Source organism: Rodentibacter trehalosifermentans (assembly GCF_002000545.1).
Classification (GTDB): Bacteria; Pseudomonadota; Gammaproteobacteria; order Enterobacterales; family Pasteurellaceae; genus Rodentibacter; species Rodentibacter trehalosifermentans.
This window is the reverse complement of sequence record NZ_MLHL01000119.1, coordinates 1-1,869: the sequence shown is the minus strand read 5'-3', so window position 1 is coordinate 1,869 and position 1,869 is coordinate 1. Positions and strand designations below refer to the sequence as shown.

Annotated in this window: 3 protein-coding genes; all 3 read right to left on the bottom strand. The window is 31.2% G+C overall.

Annotation, left to right across the window (positions count from 1 at the left end):
* Window positions 1-839: hypothetical protein (locus tag BKK52_RS13240; RefSeq protein WP_143531439.1), on the bottom strand; the 839-nt coding region annotated here is incomplete at its 3' end.
* A gap of 7 nt (window positions 840-846) precedes the next feature.
* Window positions 847-1,140, bottom strand: a complete 294-nt coding sequence (locus BKK52_RS13235; RefSeq protein ID WP_077421943.1) for a hypothetical protein — start codon at window positions 1,138-1,140, stop codon at window positions 847-849.
* A 196-nt stretch (window positions 1,141-1,336) separates the two neighbouring features.
* Window positions 1,337-1,869 (bottom strand): hypothetical protein (locus tag BKK52_RS13615; RefSeq protein WP_158076061.1); only part of this gene is annotated, 533 nt, incomplete at its 5' end.

The following is a 1,869-nucleotide window of genomic DNA, read 5'->3' as shown; positions in this document are numbered from 1 at the left end:
CTCGTTATTTTTTCTTCTCTTTCTAATATAATTTCATTTTCACGAGCAATAGCTTCTTTTATTGGCTCAATTATAGCGGCCTCAAATTCTTTGGGATTTTCAGGTCTACCTATCAGTCCAGCGGGTCGAACAAACCAAAAAATGTTATTTAGTAATTCTCCTTTTGCTCTTTCTTTTATTGATAATTTATCTCCTGAAGATAACACAGGGGTATTTTCTTGATAATTAATATAATCAGGATCATTTTTTATAGTATTAACAACTTTGTCATATTCCTCATTAATAATCATCTCTCTATATTGATCAAATATGGCTTTTGATTGATTCAACATCTCTAGTTTAATATCACGTTCTCTAGTATCCTGTTCTTGATGTTCAAATAAATAAACACTATTATAATCTATAGCATCTTTAATAGGCATGCTACGCTTATTTTTCTCCCATAAACTTAGCAAATCCACAGAAATGTCTATTTTATTTACAATTTTATATTTTTCCATCATTTTAAGATAATCTAATAAAGGAGATAAATCAGGGTCAATCAAATACCCTTTATCTTGAACTTTCTCAATCTTATCCGGAAATGACTCTACACGCATATTAGTAAATTTAATAATTTTAACTAACTTAGCAAAATCTGTTTTTGTCGTCCAATATTTTAATTCGGAATTTAATTTTTTATGATTATCTATTGTAGGTACAAAATCAGTACAAGCTAAAGCATTATTTATATGCGCAGAAATTACCCTTTCAAAGTTCTCATTGTTTGCTTTTTTAGGATCATCACAACCCAACACAACGAAACACAGCAACGGTAATAAAATATTTTTAGATTTCATAGATACTTTAATCCTCTTCACCGAATAATTTTTTTGTGACCATACCAACAACGCTTACCACAACCATAGGTACAACAGTCTCAGATATTCCGGAAGTACAGCTTGGACAAAGTTCATCATCATAAAACCGCCCACCTTTCGCATAATTATTACAACCCGGTTTACGACAAATAAAAATCGTTCCATTGCAATTTGGACATTGGCATTTATCACGCCGAAGAGTATTTTCTTCTATAATTTTTGCTTGTACCTCTTCCAAACAAAATGGGCAAATTCCTTTTGGTTTACATTGTTGTGACATAATAATTCAATCTCCTTAAGGTAAAGGTCTAATTTCTATTCTACGCTTATAGCACTTTGGGCAATAATTTGGTGTTTTTCCCGTATTACGGCTTGTCCATTCATATTTGCAATCAAGGCATTTTGCTCGATAAACAATTCTATTCTTCGTTTTCTTTGCTTCTTTTAAGCTATTCTTAGTTTGCATTTTATTCCCCTTAATAATTTTTGAGTTTTAATTCTGCTTGGGTTAAAGGTTCTAATGCAAGCGTGTAAACTGAATCAATAGCAGGACCAGAAGTTAAATAAAATGTACCGGAAAGTAACCCTATACTAGGCGAAGCATCATCTCTCCATTTAGAACCCGGAATAGTATTACATTTTTCTATATATTTCTCATATTTTTCATTATATTCTGCACCATCATAAAGCCAAGAATGTGAATATGATTTATTAGAATCCGATATTTTATTAATAAAAAGCATAAAATTATCAAAAGGTGTTATATTACCTACTCCTAAAAACTCAAATCGCCCCTCACTTCTTGTTGTCGCTACAACCCCTTGTCCATCCTCTACTTGCCCACTTACCAGAACATATGGAGAATTGCTATCTTCTCTTTTAATAATTTCCTCTGTTTCTTTGTAAGATTCAGATTCACTATCAAACCCACTAGAACAATATCCTATATTTATATTAACAACTGATTCTTTATTTTTATCTAAGAAGTTAAAAAGGTTGATAATATCAG